The following is a 14,026-nucleotide window of genomic DNA, read 5'->3' as shown; positions in this document are numbered from 1 at the left end:
GAATTGCGGATCCTCCTCTCGTTATTGTTTATTGCCAGCGTCCGGGCGCGTTTCTCGGCGCTGGCATAAACGTTGGTGTCGGCTATGACTGACGGTGTTGATGCAAGTTTTCATGATGAGTCATCAGTGTTCGCAGTGGAACACAGGTGACTGGAGAGGAGAATCACTTGCATCAATGCGATAGGGCATAGGTACTTGGAATCCCGTGCGAAACGAGGGGTCGAGATTCCCGTTGAATGATGTGGGCTCGAAGAGATTCGAACTCTCGACCTTTCGCTCCGGAGGCGAACGCTCTATCCAGCTGAGCTACGAACCCATGTGCAAATGCACCGTACCTACTTTACACGCACCGTTGACTGTGCGTTGACTCATGTGTTCCTTTGATTGCATGAATTGAAGAGCTGTGGATCTCGGCATAAGTGCGAAGCCTGAAGCATACCCCGTAAGATAAGATATCTGAAGAAATATGCCCAGAACACTTGGTTTGCTACGCAAGTCACTTACACTGGAAGCATGGAAGCCGATTTCGAGTATGAGCGCCGATTTTTCTGCAGGCATATGCCAGAGGAACTGGATGACGGCGATGCTCCTACGCTTATCATCCAAAGCTATTATGTGCATGACGATAATTACGCACTGCGAGTACGTGTGCAGAGTCATCAGATTCGCATCGATGTCGATGAGCATACGGATCCCATAGCTGTTTTGGACCAACACAGGGATCTCTTCACGGACGCATTCGTCACGATAAAAGGCCCATCGGTTGGCGGAACACGATATGAGGCCGAACGTGTGATCGATGCGCATATCGCGGCCGAATTGATCAAACGTGGGGGAGTGCCGATCATCAAGAATCGCTTCTCGGCATGGATTGGCGAAGATGGTTGGAGTATCGATATTTTCGGAGGGAATAACGCCCCGCTGATCATTGCAGAAGCGGAGCGAAGTAGGCCGGTGACCAACCTTATCATCCCGAATTTTTGCGTCACTGAAATCACTGATGAGGCACGGTTCTCCAACGATGGCCTGGCCAATCGTCCATTCAGTGTATGGCGCGATGATTTCGAGCGGGACCTTGCCCAGCATGGTCCTCATTTTGAAGAGATGTTTGGTGTCAACCGTATGGAGTCGTCGAATTAATCACGCAGAAGCGATTCACTGACGATGCGGAGAACATGCAATATTGCTGGCACGTTTATGTCGGCTTCGATGCCGCATCTCAGTTGTTGACTGTTCTCTGTCGTTGAGCACAGGCTCAACGTAGTGTGTGATATTGAGATCGGCGGGTAATTTGCCGTGTTGTTCGACGCGTTCGCATGGCATACGCTGTGTGTGACTACTCGTTCACCATTGAATGGCGAAGCGGTCTCAAAACGTTGTGAACCACTTGCAAGGAGCAAAGATGAGTGCAGTGATAGAGGCAGTGTCAACGCCGAAAGCGCCGGCAGCATTGGGAGCGTACAGCCAAGCTGTTAAGGCGAATGGCTTTGTTTTCGTGTCAGGGCAGCTGGGTATTGATCCCGAAACAGGTGCGTTGCACGGAGAGGATGCTGCGAGCCAGGCATCGCAGGCGTTACGCAATATCGCTCATATTCTCGAAGAAGCTGGCACCGATATGGCCCATGTCGTTCGTGCCACGATTTATTTGAAGAATGTGGATGATTTTTCACAGGTGGATGCCCAATATGCTGCGGTATTCGCATCGGGTGTCAAGCCGGCTCGTGTGGCATTCGGTGGCAATGAGATTCCAAAGGGTGCTTTGGTAGAAATTGACGCCATTGCGGCACTGTGAAACATAGCAGGCACCGACTGTGAGGAATAGCATGGCATTCTGTGCCTAGGAATACAACGCGACCCAGCGCATACGAAGGAGTAGCGCTGGGCCGCGTTGTGATAAGCGGAAGACATACAGCTGATGAAGGACTGCACGCAGTATTAGATGCCGAAAATGGCAACCAGAATAAAGGTCACTATCGCCAACCCACCCTGCTTGAGCAGAATCGAAGGATTACTGGTTATTGCACCATATGCCGCAACGAGAACGATATAGCCCAATAGCAAGAGAACAGCCGCCTGCGAGTGGAAAACGAATATGGCTAGCAGCAGCAGGATTCCGAGCAGTCCGTTATATACTCCTTGATTTTTAAAAAGTGTGGTCACAGAAGGGCGCTTGAGTTCCTCGACACTCATATTGAACACCTTGGCTGTTCGCTGAGAAGTGGTAGCGATGGTCTCCAAATAGAAAATAAAGAAAAATTCCAAAGCAACTGCGGTACCCAGCACGGCGTTGATGATATGCATCTTGTCTCCTTATGCGTTCTGTTTCGGGCTGCATTCACCGGGAGCATTTGATATTGTGCAAATCCCAAGCCCTTCCTCCACTCCGCATTATATCCACAGCACGGGTTCGTGCCGGAAATCGTCGGATCGTTCGCAGTCTAATCGGACGTATCGATAGTGATATGAAGTGATATGAAGAGCGAATGAGGTGCATAACGCAGCCGTTGTATGAATGGTGAAGGGGAAGATGTGATGGCGTTCCGCATATCGTGCACTAGTGTGGTGCATATGAGTACGCCACGAACACACGACGCAGCATCGCGCCCTCGTATCCAGCCTGCAGAAGCAGGGGACACCAGACCACTTTCGATTTCGGCTCGCTTGGGCAGATTGCAATTCCACAATTCAGGCAAATTCAGGGTTTTGCAGCTCGCGGATATTCAAGACGGCCCTCGAATTGCGGCTGATACGATTCGCCTCATCGAAGCTGCTGCTGACACGGTTCGTCCTGATCTGGTGGTGTTCACAGGTAACCAGATCGCAGGCTACGATGAAGCGTATGCCGATACGTTCCGCAGAAGAAGGTGGGAAACCCCGGGCAACGAAGGGCACGGATTCGCTTTGTGGAAAAGCGCGCGGAATGCAAACAAAGCAAAGGCATCAGAAGATGTAGAACACACGCGTTCTCTGGTGCGTTCAAGCATCGAGCAATTCATTGAGCCCCTCAATAAGCGTTCAATTCCTTGGGCGGTGACCTATGGCAACCATGATGCCCAGTGCGGATTGGACTATGAAGAGATGGATGCGATATATCGTTCGCTTCCTGGTTGTTTGAATCCGGCTGCACCTGAGTCGGCATTGGACGACGGTGGCGTTGCACAAGAGGGAGCGGAGGCGGAAAGTGTCTTCGCTGATGGATATTCCCTTGCATTGCCTGATCAGAAAGTCATTCCTTGTGAACCGGGAACATTCATCTTGCCAGTATCCGATGTCACACGGTCCACTACCATATTCAACCTTGCGGTGGTGAATTCAGGGGACTATGCGCATGAGGGCGGATATGGCCATCCGTCTCAACGGGCATTGCAATTATTGCAGGCTTTGCCAAGTTTGGGGGCTGAGAAATCCTGCGTATTTCAACATCTTCCGGTTGAGCAGTTCTATCAATTGCTTAAAGAAGTGCCACCAACGGCAAATCATGCCATTGAAGGGTACCGTACATTCGGTGGGCGCTATTTTGTGTTGGATGAGGGCAAAACCCTGGCCGGAGGATATTTGGGCGAGGGCATCAGTTGTCCGGATGTGGACGGCGGCGAATTCGACACACTGCGGGACAGCGGTTGTTTCGCATTGATATGCGGACACGATCATCGCAATGCATTCGTTGGGGAGGTGGATGGCATCACCCTTATGGCGACGCCCACATGCGGTTTCGGCTCCTATGGTCCTGTTGGCGAGAAACGTGCCGCAAGGCTTATTGAATTCGATATTCGTCACCCATATTCTCCGCGAACGCAGCTCTTGGAATTCGGCGCGCTCGTTGGCAAACCCAGTGCTCGCAAGGCGTATACCTACGGCTTGTCAAGCCAATCGAGAGCTCGAGAACCGGAAGATGACTTGCTGCGCAGGCCGACGTGGTGGCGTCGGGCACTGGATGCAATATTCCACAGGCGATGACTTACGCATATTGGTATTGCATATATACCGAATATGCCTTCGTGAGCGCTGTTGAGGTTGAGTTTTCGTTGTGGCGCACGACTCTAGTGACGGTTTGTGCTGTGAAATGCAGAACTCCCGGGCAACATCCCATTGCGGGAAGTCGTCTGGGAGTTCTGCATTAGTGCACTTAACCTAGCGCGTGGTGATTATTGCGCAATATGGCCTGAACTTGCCTTGGCCAGAGCGTCAGTCAGGTATTTGCCTGCAGCCATGACCAGTGGGGCATAGCGGCGGCCGGGAGCTGTTCCCATACGTCCGGTCGGTCCGGAAATGGAGATCGCGGCAATCACCTGACCCGAAGCGTTCCGAATGGGGGCCGAGATGGAGCATACGCTTTCTTCGCGCTCATTAATCGATTCGGACCATCCGCGCTTGCGTACAGTGGCCAACTTCGCCGCTGTGAACTTGGCATGACGCAATCCTTGATGCAGACGTTCGGCGTCCTCCCACGCAAGCAGAATCTGGGCTGCGGAACCCGCTTCCATCGACAGCATGGCACCAACGGGAATGGAATCACGCAAACCGCTGGCACGTTCGACGGCGGCAATGCACACACGCTGATCGCCCTGACGGCGATATATCTGGGCGGATTCTCCTGTGCGATCGAGCAGTGTCTGCAAAATCGGTCCTGCAGCGGTAAGCAATCGATCTTCGCCTGCGGCGGCGGCCAATTCTGCAAATCGAGAGCCCAAAACGAAACGACCATGCTGGTCGCGGACCACAAAACGATGCCGTTCCAAAGCGATGGCCAAACGGTGGGCAGTGGGTCTGGCCAATCCGGTCGCCGTGACCAATTGCCCCAAAGTAGACGGACCCGCCTCCAAGGCGTCCAGTATTTTCACTGTTTTATCGAGGACGCCCACCCCGGAATGGATTTCGTTGGTGCCAGGAATTGGCGCTGCCGTGGCGCGTTGGCTTTGCATGAGAACGCCTTCGTCGAGGCCTGGAGACGAGGAGTTGCGTTGTGTGCTGGAAGAAGTCATGTTTTGGATTATGCCATCTCACATTTCGAAACGCAAAAGTAAGCGAGTCCTGACAGCGCCCATACTCGAGACAAGACAGTCATGCATGTGTGTGGAATGAAGTCAAATCATGCATCATGGCATATGCACCTAAGGAGACCTATGGGTACTACATTGGCCGAAAAGGTCTGGGCTGACCATCTTGTGAGACAGGGTGACAATGGGGCCCCTGACCTGATTTACATCGATCTTATGTTGATGCATGAGGTAACCAGTCCTCAGGCATTCGAAGGACTGCGGCTGGCTGGTCGTAAGCCGAGGCATACGGATTTGCTGATCGCCACAGAAGACCATAACACGCCTACCGTTGATATCGATAGACCCAATCCGGATGCCACTTCTGCCTTGCAGCTCAGCACCTTGGAGCGCAATTGCGCTGAATTCGGGGTCCGTCTGCATCCTTTAGGAGATGCCGATCAGGGCATCGTTCACGCATTCGCACCGATGCTGGGACTGACCCAGCCTGGGATGACGATAGTCTGCGGTGATTCGCATACCTCAACCCATGGTGCCTTTGGTGCATTGGCTTTTGGTATCGGCACTTCTGAAGTCGAACATGTCATGGCTACGCAGACGCTGTCGTTGAAGCCATTCAAAACCATGGCTGTGAATATTGAAGGCACACTGCCGAGTGATGTCACTGCGAAGGATATTATTCTTGCGATTATCGCCAAAATCGGGACAGGCGGCGGTCAAGGGCATGTCATCGAGTATCGGGGCGAAGCCATTCGCAACCTCTCCATGGAAGCACGCATGACCATATGCAATATGTCCATTGAAGCCGGTGCGAGGGCCGGCATGATTGCTCCGGATGAAATCACCTTCGACTACATCAAGGGCAGGCCTCACGCTCCTGAAGGAGAGATGTGGGATCAGGCAGTGGAGTATTGGAAGACGCTCAAAACCGATGACGATGCCGTTTTCGACAAGGAAGTGACCTTGCAGGCTGAGGAATTGTCTCCTTTCGTGACTTGGGGGACGAATCCGGGACAAGGTGTTCCAATTACCGATTCAGTACCGGTTCCTGAGAACATTCCTGATGCCACGGCTCGTGCCGCGGCGGTTTCCGCCATCTCATACATGGGTCTTGAACCTGGCATGCCGATGAAGAATATTCCTGTGGACACGGTTTTCATCGGTTCTTGCACCAACGGACGCATCGAAGACCTGCGCGCTGCGGCGGCTATTATGCGCGGACACCACAAGGCTGATTCGATTCACCGTGTGCTTGTGGTGCCTGCATCCTCGCGTGTGCGGTTGCAAGCGGAGGAAGAAGGGCTTGACCGCATATTCAAGGATTTCGGTGCGGAATGGCGCAATGCCGGTTGCTCGATGTGCCTCGGCATGAACCCTGACAAAATGGTGCCGGGTGAGCGTTCGGTATCGACTTCGAATCGTAATTTTGAAGGCAGGCAAGGCAAGGGCGCTCGCACTCATCTCGCTTCGCCTGCAGTAGCCGCAGCGACTGCCATTCGCGGTACCATTTCTAGTCCGGCTGATCTGTGAAAGGGGCGTTGTCATGGAAAAACTCACTGTGGTAACAGGTGTTGGCGTTCCTTTACGCCGTTCCAATGTTGATACTGACCAAATCATCCCCGCCGTATTCCTCAAGCGTGTGACCAAAACCGGTTTTGAGGATGCACTGTTCTATGCGTGGCGTCGCAATCCGGATTTCGTGCTCAATCAAAAGGCATATTCAAATGCGAAAATTTTGGTTGCCGGTCCGGATTTCGGCACCGGATCTTCACGCGAACATGCTGTGTGGGCATTGCGCGATTATGGATTCCGCGTGGTCATAGCGCCGCGATTTGCTGATATCTTCTATGGAAATACAGCGAAAAACGGTGTGCTGGCGGCCATAATGCCGCAAGAAAGCGTGGAACTGCTGTGGAAGATGCTTGAAGAAGAGCCGGGCATTCCCATGACGGTTGATCTGGGCCAGGCTACCGTAACCTGCGGCGATGTGACGCTTCCCTTCGAAGTGAATGATTACACCCGTTGGCGCTTGATGAACGGTTATGACGATATCGACCTGACCTTGCAACATGAAGACGATATCGTGGCCTATGAACGCAAAAGAGCGCAGCGCTTCCCCTTCAAACCCAAGACCTTGCCGGCAAAGCATTGGGAAGAAAAGCCCATCGAATCAGCACGCGAGGTTGAAGACGCCGGTTGGGCCGGGCCAATAGCCAATCGATAGGCCTGTTTCACCGCCGCCATATGTGATGGTCCAATGGCAATCGTCAAATCACGCGACATGCCAGCCAGAAGCGCATTCCCCTCAATATGCGGGGGAATGCCTATGGTGGAATCAATACAGATGAACTCCGCTTCGCAGATAGGAGCATAATGGTCCGGGATTTCGCACCCTTATATGATGTGAATGCTAGTTATGAAGACAATTACGAACATGGACCATTTGGTGCATTTGGCGAAGCGCTTGAACATGAAGGCGATGGCGTAGCGGCACCATCAGCAGATGGGCAATCAAATGAGGATCGGTTCCAATCGTTCCTCGGAAACATGGTTCGAGAACCATTCGGCATTCCGGCAGGACCTTTGCTGAATGAGCGGTTCGCTACCGCAGCCTTCCGCATGGGATTTGATTTGGCGGTGTACAAAACCGTGCGCTCGCGCCAATGGGGATGCAATCCCTTCCCTAATGTGCTCTCGGTGCATCCCAAGAACAAAAGCGGGTTTTTGGTGCCGGGAAACGCGGAATTGGATGAGGGAGTGCTGGCGGATACCCATTATGAGTCACCGGTTTCGATATCGAATTCCTTCGGCGTTCCATCGCGTGATCCTGACGTTTGGCAACCGGATATGCATAAGGCCATTGGTCAGGCCGGCAGGGGACAGCTTTTGATACCCAGCTTCCAGGGGTCGCGGACGCCGGAAATGGACACTCAGGCATATATTGCGGATCATGTTCTCACTGCCAAACTCGTGGCAGAAACCGGTGCTTCTTTGATGGAAATGAATACCAGCTGCCCCAACGAAGGACATAATCGTCTGCTATGCCATGATCCTCGATTGGTGGGAGAGATAACCGATGCGGTGAAACGCGAAATCGGGGATCTTCCCCTGATCATCAAACTCGCGTATATCCCCACAGATGAGGCCTTGGAATCGATGTTGCGCAATACCGTGGCGCGAGGCAGTGTGCAGGGCATAGCTGCCATCAATACCATTTCGGCGAAATTGGTGGATGCGCAAGGGGGCCAGGCATTGCCGGGAGAGGGGCGAGAGCGCAGCGGCGTGTGTGGCAACGCCATCCGTCAAGCCGGCTTGGATATGGTCCGACGTCTAGCGGCTCTGCGTGAGCGTATGGATCTGAATTTCGCCATTATCGGCGTAGGCGGTGTGTTGTCTGCGCAGGATTATGTGTCCTATCGTCAATCTGGAGCAGATGCGGTGATGAGCGCTACCGGTGCGATGTGGAATGCCCGTCTTGCTCAGGAGATTCACGCGCTGAAGCAATGATGCGTGCTCGATGATGGCATGGATCGCTGAGTTATGTATCGCTGAACTGTGGGTCACTGGGCTATGAATCCCTGAGATAGGGATTGCTCTGTTATGGATCCCTCGGTTATGCATTCGTGGGTTGTTGCAATTTCACGGTCCGTCTCGTGTGTCTTTCCAGTAATGCATAGATGCGAGGCTGCGGTTTGGTGATTGGTTATCACCCGAGTTGCATAGCACCGCACACGCCTGAATGCCGCACCCTCATAAAGGGACATCAACCAACGAGCTCGTGGTTGTTGGTTTCGAACAGGTAGCTGTGCAACTGTGATACAACCGTGTGGGTGTTGTTCGTCATCGGGGCAATTTCACCAGCTCGCTACAACCAGTGTGGCAAACTGAGACAATACCGTGGTCTTCCATAGTGCGAACGGCGAAGACACATAAGACGATGAATAGATGAAAGAGGTAGATCGCGTGGGCGAGAACAAGGAAGACGTGCTGCACGTCGAGGGAGGAAAGCCGCTGAATGGCACCATCAAGGTGCGAGGCGCAAAGAACTTCGTCAGCAAAGCCATGGTGGCTGCGCTTTTGGCCCCCGGAACCTCAGTGTTGAAGAATGTGCCGGAAATCCGTGATGTGCATGTGGTTTCCGATCTGCTCCGTTTGCATGGTGTGAATGTGGATGTCAATGGTGATGAAGGCATTGTGACCATCGATGCCACCAATGTGCAGCTTGCCGACGTGGCTGATGTGGACACGCTTTCCGGATCTTCACGCATCCCGATTCTCTTCTCCGGACCGCTCGTGCATCGCCTTGGCGAAGCGTTCATCCCCGCACTCGGCGGTTGCAATATCGGTGGCCGTCCGATTGATTTCCATTTGGAAACCTTGCGCAAGCTCGGAGCCAATGTGGACAAGGAACATGCGGACGGTATTCATATCACTGCTCCCAATGGATTGCATGGTGCCAAGATTCATCTGCCATATCCGTCTGTAGGGGCGACTGAGCAGACCTTGCTTGCGGCAGTATTGGCCGAAGGCAAGACCGAACTATCAGGCGCGGCTGTCGAGCCTGAAATCATGGATCTGGTTGCAGTGCTCCAGAAGATGGGCGCCATAATTTCCGTTGATGTGGATCGTACATTCCGTATCGAAGGCGTCAAGGAGCTGCAAGGCTACACCCACACTTCGTTGACAGATCGCATCGAAGCTGCGTCATGGGCTTCTGCGGCCTTGGCAACACACGGTGATATTTTCATCAAGGGCGCCACTCAGCCTGAAATGATGACTTTCTTAAATGTATTCCGTAAGATCGGCGGCAAATTCGATATCACGGATAAGGGCATTCGCTTCTGGCATCCGGGCGGCGATCTGAAGCCTGTTGCCATCGAAACCGATGTGCATCCAGGATTCATGACCGATTGGCAGCAGCCACTGGTCGTGGCTTTGACACAGGCCAAGGGTCTGAGCATCGTGCACGAAACCGTGTATGAGAACCGTTTCGGTTTCACCAAGCCGCTCGTGCAGATGGGTGCCACCGTGCAGCTGTATCGCGAGTGCCTGGGATCCCTGCCATGCCGTTTCCAGCAGCGCAATTACAAGCATTCCGCTGTGATCTTTGGACCGACTCCTCTGACCGGTCAGGATATCGATGTGCCGGATTTGCGCGGTGGATTCAGCCATCTGATTGCCGCTTTGGCGGCATCCGGCCCTTCTGATGTTCATGGAATATCGCTTATCGATCGAGGCTATGCTGATTTCAGAGGCAAGTTGACAGCACTGGGAGCAGTAATCGATTAGTATTGAAGCTTGAATAGTTAGAAGCCGCGCCCTGAGAATGATCACTAGGAAATTCCCAAGACGCGGCGTTTTGCTGTGTGCTGCAGTGAATATCGTCGTATGCATTCCAAACGACTGAGCCCTTGCGATGAGGTCATGCAAAGCTGCGCTTTGGCAGGCGGTGTTGCATTGCAGCGGGCGGTGCCTTCATGATAATAAAATCTTGATATTGGCAGGATGAAGTGGCTCTGGATATCCCGTAGTGTTGTCACTTGGCAATGCGTTGTTGCACAATGGAGGGATGGTATCCAAAGGCAAGCCTTCACCACGTTCTGCTGTCAACCCTTTAAGCGACGAGCAAGTGCGCAAGCTCGATGCAAAATATCATTTGGTTGATCCGACCCGTCCTTATCCCACAGGAAGAGTCAATCCGGATGTTGAGGAGATCGAATCTCAAAACCCCAAGGCGACATCGCGCCTTCTCGCAGCGATTTCATGGGTTATGCGTGGACGCAGCAAAGTAGGCGCCTGGGGATTGGATAATATTCCTGAACGGGGCACCTTTATTACTGCCGCGACCCATGTGACCATGTTTGATGTCTTCGTGCCTATGGTGGGCTTATTCCATATGGGCCGTCGACCTCGATATATGGCGAAAGCCGAAATGGGAACGTGGCCGATCCTGGGCAAATGGTTCCAACTGGTCGGTATGCAGCCGGTCCAACGCCGTAGTGGCAAGGCAAAGGATATCGAAGCCACTTCTATCGACATCATCACTTCAGGACGTCCGTTGACCGTGTGGCCGGAAGGTACCGTGACTCGTGACCCTCAGAAGTGGGCCATGAGCATGAAAAACGGGGTAGGGGTTATTGCCCTCGAGTCCTCACGCCGTCTGGGTTACCAGGTGCCTCTTTTCTGTGCGGTGACTTGGGGAGCCGCAAGTATCAACCATTGGTGGCCATGGCCGCGCAAAAATATTGTGATGTGCTATGACACGCGCATGGATTATTCGGATCTCCTCGAGAACATGGATCAATGGGGGAAGGAGCCTCCCGAGGAGTTGGCGGATGAGCTTACGCGGAGGATCCGTGTGAGAATGAATGAAATTATGGGAGAAATTCGAGGAGAAGAACCGCCGGCAGGGTATTGGGACTATCGTACGATGAGTCGGGTAACGCAGGAAGCCTGAGCTCTTGACGAAGCAATGATCGAGATTGCCGCGGTTCGCAGATGCGATTGCGGCATGACCTAGCACGCAAGGAGACATGAATATGGGTAAGAATATTACGATTCTGGGAGCAGGAGCCTGGGGCACGGCCTTCGGCCAGGTGGCGGCCGATGCGGGTAATGATGTCATGATGTGGGCTATTGAACCCGAAATCGTGGAAGGAATCCGCGATCATCACCATAACGCGGTTCGCCTGCCCAGCGTCGAGCGTTTGCCTGAAAGCATTACGGCGACTGGAGACCGCAAAGAGGCGGTTGAAGGGGCGGATATCATCATCGTGTCCATTGCCGCGCAGTTTGCCCGCGTCGCTTTGGAAGAATTCAAGGGGCTTATCGGGTCGGATGCAGTGGTGGTTTCCTTGATGAAAGGCATTGAGCGATCCACTGGCAAGCGCATGGATGAGGTGGTTCGTGAGGCTTTGGACCTTCCTGCCAATAGGTTTGCGGCGATCTCAGGCCCTAATTTGAGCAAAGAAGTGGCTGCAAGACAACCAGCTGCTGCTGTGGTGGCATGCGAAGATATTGATGCCGCTCGCATGGTGGCAGATGCCTGCACGAATGACTATTTCAAACTCTTCGTCAGCACTGATGTCATAGGTGTGGAAATGTGCGGTTCGTTGAAGAATGTGGTGGCCTTGGCCGTGGGTATGGCTCGTGGCGCAGGCTACGGTGAAAACACCGCGGCCATGATTGAAACCCGTGGATTGGCTGAGCTTACCGCACTGGGAACTGCTGCCGGAGCGCGATCCAAGACCTTTGCTGGATTGGCCGGAGTTGGCGACCTTATCGCAACATGCGGTTCGCCGCTAAGTCGTAATTACACATTCGGCGCAAACCTGGGCAAGGGCTTAAGCGTCGAAGAGGCCACCAAGGCCAGTAACGGTGTGGCAGAAGGCGTTCCCACCACCGGTGCCGTGGTGGCTTTGGGCAAGCAACTCGGGGTGAGCACCCCATTGGCTGATGCCATGAGCCATGTGCTCAATGACGGTATTACCTGTGATCAGATGCTCAGTGAGCTCTTCGAGGATACCGTGGGTGAAGAGTAGACAACAGCCGTTTCTCGCAACGACACGGATTGTATCGGGCAAACGCCGACCCTTGCGCTTTGTAACGACCTGTGAATGGTCGTGCACAAGGTATTGGTGAAGATTCATGTTGACTTCGCACGCTTCAGCATACGCATTGTGTAAGGCATGTAGTCTTGCGTACGGAATGCAAGGCCGGGTGCGCTACGAGCTCAGCATCAGTAATAACGAAGTGAGGATTTGATGGCCGTAAAACGTATTGTCGTGTTGTATGGAGGCAAAGCGGACGAGCACTCCATTTCATGCATATCCGCTGCCAATGTGCTCAGGGCCATGGATGCCACTCGTTTCGAAGCCGTGCCGATCGGCATCACCAAAGAGGGAGCGTGGTATTACGGCGTGACCGACCCTCGGGATGTTGATACCTCAAGTAATCCTCTGCCGGTCGTGAGCACTGTTGGCGGCAAGCCGGTTGTTTTGGATATGACCCAAGGCAGGGATGGATTCTTCGTGCGCAATGCCGATGGAGGCTTGGATTCCTTGGGGCATATCGATGCCGTTTTGCCTGTGTTGCATGGTGCTTATGGCGAAGACGGAACCGTCCAAGGGCTTTTGGAAATGATGGGGGTTCCGTATGTCGGATGCGGAGTACTGGCATCGGCTGCGAGTATGGATAAGCATTACACCAAGGTATTGCTTCGCCAGGCGGGCATCGCCGTCACCCCGGATGTCACCTTGGATGTGCGTGGATTCGACGCGAAGGATGGTTTCGCTTCTCACGCGCAGGATTTATTGCAACAAGTCGAGGCAGCGAATTTGCAATATCCGCTCTTCGTCAAGCCTTCCCGCGCAGGTTCCAGCTTTGGCGTGACCAAGGTTGAGCATGAGGGCGATGCAGAAGAGCTCGCCGCCGCAGTATTCGAAGCTTCCCATCACGATTGGCGAATTCTCATCGAGCAGGGAGTGGATGCCCGAGAAATTGAGTGTGCAGTGCTCTCGCCGTCCCCCTTGCAGGAGCCTGAGGCGAGTTTGCCGGGAGAAGTGGTCTTGGATCTGCGCAACAACGGACAAGACCAGTTCTATGACTTCGACAGCAAATATATCGACGCTCAATCCTCCCATGTGGAGGTTCCTGCGGATCTGCCTCAAGACGTTTTGGAACGCGTGCGCCGCACCGCATTGAAGGCGTTCAAGGCCGTGGATGGCGCTGGATTGAGCCGAGTGGACAGTTTTGTTACGGCCGAGGGTGAAATCATGGTGAATGAAATCAATACCATGCCAGGGTTCACTGCCATTTCCATGTATCCCAAGGCGTGGCAGGCAATGGGTGTGGATAACACGACCTTGATCACTCGTTTGATAGAAGGCATCCTGCAAGACTGATCAATCGCACACGTTTGCAATACTCATATTGCATAACTCAGTATCGGCTCGAATGTTCACTTGATATTCGGGCCGATTCGTGCATTGCCTCTGTATGCAATCGTCATCATCCGTTCATTCTCGTCA

At 53.3% G+C, this 14,026-nt stretch carries 12 protein-coding genes and 1 tRNA gene; 10 read left to right on the top strand and 3 right to left on the bottom strand.

Going from position 1 to position 14,026, the window contains the following annotated elements; genetic code table 11:
• Positions 1-242: 242 nt before the first annotated feature.
• Positions 243-316, bottom strand: a tRNA-Arg gene (locus tag BITS_RS02215).
• 197 nt (positions 317-513) lie between these two features.
• On the opposite strand from BITS_RS02215, the gene BITS_RS02210 reads away from it, so the two are divergent.
• Together BITS_RS02210 and BITS_RS02205 are read left to right on the top strand one after the other, a co-directional pair.
• Complete coding sequence (locus BITS_RS02210) at positions 514-1,140, top strand: CYTH domain-containing protein (protein WP_026642756.1); 627 nt, start codon at positions 514-516, stop codon at positions 1,138-1,140.
• A 262-nt stretch (positions 1,141-1,402) separates the two neighbouring features.
• A complete protein-coding gene (locus BITS_RS02205; RefSeq protein WP_026642757.1) occupies positions 1,403-1,792 on the top strand; it encodes a Rid family detoxifying hydrolase in 390 nt (129 codons plus the stop codon).
• 143 nt (positions 1,793-1,935) lie between these two features.
• On the opposite strand, the gene BITS_RS02200 is transcribed toward BITS_RS02205, so the two are convergent.
• A complete protein-coding gene (locus BITS_RS02200) occupies positions 1,936-2,301 on the bottom strand; it encodes a DUF1304 domain-containing protein (RefSeq protein WP_026642758.1) in 366 nt (121 codons plus the stop codon).
• Positions 2,302-2,568: 267 nt separating this feature from the next.
• Here BITS_RS02200 and BITS_RS02195 point away from each other — a divergent pair, with 267 nt between their 5' ends.
• Complete coding sequence (locus tag BITS_RS02195; protein WP_152571231.1) at positions 2,569-3,957, top strand: metallophosphoesterase; 1,389 nt, start codon at positions 2,569-2,571, stop codon at positions 3,955-3,957.
• Positions 3,958-4,145: 188 nt separating this feature from the next.
• On the opposite strand, the gene BITS_RS02190 is transcribed toward BITS_RS02195, so the two are convergent.
• A complete protein-coding gene (locus BITS_RS02190; protein ID WP_044259229.1) occupies positions 4,146-4,922 on the bottom strand; it encodes an IclR family transcriptional regulator in 777 nt (258 codons plus the stop codon).
• A 201-nt stretch (positions 4,923-5,123) separates the two neighbouring features.
• Here BITS_RS02190 and leuC point away from each other — a divergent pair, with 201 nt between their 5' ends.
• The 7 genes from leuC to BITS_RS02155 all read left to right on the top strand — a co-directional run bounded on the left by leuC (position 5,124) and on the right by BITS_RS02155 (position 13,900).
• On the top strand, positions 5,124-6,527 hold the full coding sequence (gene leuC, locus BITS_RS02185; protein WP_026642762.1) for a 3-isopropylmalate dehydratase large subunit: 1,404 nt from the start codon (positions 5,124-5,126) through the stop codon (positions 6,525-6,527).
• A 13-nt stretch (positions 6,528-6,540) separates the two neighbouring features.
• Positions 6,541-7,221 (top strand): 3-isopropylmalate dehydratase small subunit, encoded by a 681-nt coding sequence (leuD, locus tag BITS_RS02180; protein ID WP_026642763.1) that lies wholly within the window; start codon positions 6,541-6,543, stop codon positions 7,219-7,221.
• Positions 7,222-7,370: 149 nt separating this feature from the next.
• Positions 7,371-8,504 (top strand): tRNA-dihydrouridine synthase, encoded by a 1,134-nt coding sequence (locus BITS_RS02175; RefSeq protein ID WP_026642765.1) that lies wholly within the window; start codon positions 7,371-7,373, stop codon positions 8,502-8,504.
• Positions 8,505-8,942: 438 nt separating this feature from the next.
• Positions 8,943-10,286: a UDP-N-acetylglucosamine 1-carboxyvinyltransferase gene (murA, locus tag BITS_RS02170; protein ID WP_051264392.1), complete on the top strand. Its 1,344-nt coding sequence runs from the start codon at positions 8,943-8,945 to the stop codon at positions 10,284-10,286.
• Positions 10,287-10,566: 280 nt separating this feature from the next.
• Complete coding sequence (locus BITS_RS02165; protein ID WP_026642767.1) at positions 10,567-11,454, top strand: lysophospholipid acyltransferase family protein; 888 nt, start codon at positions 10,567-10,569, stop codon at positions 11,452-11,454.
• Between the two features lie 82 nt (positions 11,455-11,536).
• Complete coding sequence (locus BITS_RS02160; RefSeq protein WP_026642768.1) at positions 11,537-12,538, top strand: NAD(P)H-dependent glycerol-3-phosphate dehydrogenase; 1,002 nt, start codon at positions 11,537-11,539, stop codon at positions 12,536-12,538.
• A 222-nt stretch (positions 12,539-12,760) separates the two neighbouring features.
• The gene (locus BITS_RS02155; protein ID WP_026642770.1) at positions 12,761-13,900 is read left to right on the top strand and encodes a D-alanine--D-alanine ligase family protein; all 1,140 of its coding nucleotides are present in this window, start codon (positions 12,761-12,763) and stop codon (positions 13,898-13,900) included.
• Positions 13,901-14,026 lie beyond the last annotated feature (126 nt).

Origin of the sequence: Bifidobacterium tsurumiense, assembly GCF_000741765.1 — a bacterium.
Classification (GTDB): Bacteria; Actinomycetota; Actinomycetes; order Actinomycetales; family Bifidobacteriaceae; genus Bifidobacterium; species Bifidobacterium tsurumiense.
This window is presented reverse-complemented; position numbering and strand designations above follow the sequence as displayed.

What these genes read in the sequence shown, in the direction of transcription:
- murA (WP_051264392.1), top strand. Translation starts at nt 8,943, where the DNA reads ATGAAAGAGGTAGATCGCGTGGGCGAGAACAAGGAAGACGTGCTGCAC.
- BITS_RS02200 (WP_026642758.1), bottom strand. Translation starts at nt 2,301, where the DNA reads ATGCATATCATCAACGCCGTGCTGGGTACCGCAGTTGCTTTGGAATTT.
- BITS_RS02155 (WP_026642770.1), top strand. Translation starts at nt 12,761, where the DNA reads ATGGCCGTAAAACGTATTGTCGTGTTGTATGGAGGCAAAGCGGACGAG.
- leuC (WP_026642762.1), top strand. Translation starts at nt 5,124, where the DNA reads ATGGGTACTACATTGGCCGAAAAGGTCTGGGCTGACCATCTTGTGAGA.
- BITS_RS02190 (WP_044259229.1), bottom strand. Translation starts at nt 4,922, where the DNA reads ATGCAAAGCCAACGCGCCACGGCAGCGCCAATTCCTGGCACCAACGAA.
- BITS_RS02210 (WP_026642756.1), top strand. Translation starts at nt 514, where the DNA reads ATGGAAGCCGATTTCGAGTATGAGCGCCGATTTTTCTGCAGGCATATG.
- BITS_RS02205 (WP_026642757.1), top strand. Translation starts at nt 1,403, where the DNA reads ATGAGTGCAGTGATAGAGGCAGTGTCAACGCCGAAAGCGCCGGCAGCA.
- BITS_RS02175 (WP_026642765.1), top strand. Translation starts at nt 7,371, where the DNA reads ATGGTCCGGGATTTCGCACCCTTATATGATGTGAATGCTAGTTATGAA.
- BITS_RS02195 (WP_152571231.1), top strand. Translation starts at nt 2,569, where the DNA reads ATGAGTACGCCACGAACACACGACGCAGCATCGCGCCCTCGTATCCAG.
- BITS_RS02165 (WP_026642767.1), top strand. Translation starts at nt 10,567, where the DNA reads ATGGTATCCAAAGGCAAGCCTTCACCACGTTCTGCTGTCAACCCTTTA.
- BITS_RS02160 (WP_026642768.1), top strand. Translation starts at nt 11,537, where the DNA reads ATGGGTAAGAATATTACGATTCTGGGAGCAGGAGCCTGGGGCACGGCC.
- leuD (WP_026642763.1), top strand. Translation starts at nt 6,541, where the DNA reads ATGGAAAAACTCACTGTGGTAACAGGTGTTGGCGTTCCTTTACGCCGT.